Origin of the sequence: Limosilactobacillus mucosae (genome assembly GCF_046939755.1) — a bacterium.
Lineage (GTDB): Bacteria > Bacillota > Bacilli > Lactobacillales > Lactobacillaceae > Limosilactobacillus > Limosilactobacillus mucosae_A.
Genome location: NZ_JBKZAY010000084.1, coordinates 1 through 701, shown reverse-complemented (window position 1 = coordinate 701; position 701 = coordinate 1). Strand labels below are relative to the sequence as shown.

Sequence of the window (701 nt, the reverse complement as noted above, 5' to 3'; positions counted from 1 at the left end):
CTGATGCACTAGTCGATGCAGACTCGCTCGCACTCAAGGAGGCACTTGTCGATGCCGATTCGCTCACACTCAGTGATGCACTTGTCGATGCCGATTCACTTGCACTTACCGATGCACTCGTCGAGGCGGATTCACTGGCACTCAAAGATGCACTCGTTGAGGCCGATTCGCTCGCACTCAGTGATGCACTTGTTGATGCGGATTCGCTTGCACTCAAGGATGCGCTGCTTGAAGCTGATTCACTCGTACTTACTGATGCACTCGTTGAGGCTGATTCACTCGCACTCAAGGATGCACTAGTTGAGGCAGACTCACTCGCACTCAAGGATGCACTGGTTGATGCGGATTCGCTCGCACTTACTGATGCACTAGTTGATGCCGATTCACTCGCACTTACTGATGCACTAGTCGATGCCGATTCACTAGCACTCAAGGATGCGCTCGTTGAAGCTGACTCGCTTGCACTTACTGATGCACTTGTTGATGCTGATTCACTCGTGCTTACTGATGCACTAGTTGAAGCGGATTCGCTGGTACTCAGTGATGCACTAGTAGATGCTGATTCACTCGCACTTACTGATGCACTCGTTGAGGCTAATTCACTCGCACTCAAGGATGCACTAGTCGAGGCCGATTCGCTCGCACTCAAGGATGCACTCGTTGAGGCTGATTCGCTCGCACTCAAGGATGCACTAGTCGAT

Annotated in this window: 1 protein-coding gene; it reads left to right on the top strand. The window is 51.6% G+C overall.

Annotated features, from left to right (window positions below):
- A partial coding sequence (locus tag ACLUWI_RS10200; RefSeq protein WP_412147232.1) for a hypothetical protein occupies positions 1 to 701 on the top strand: 701 nt, incomplete at both ends.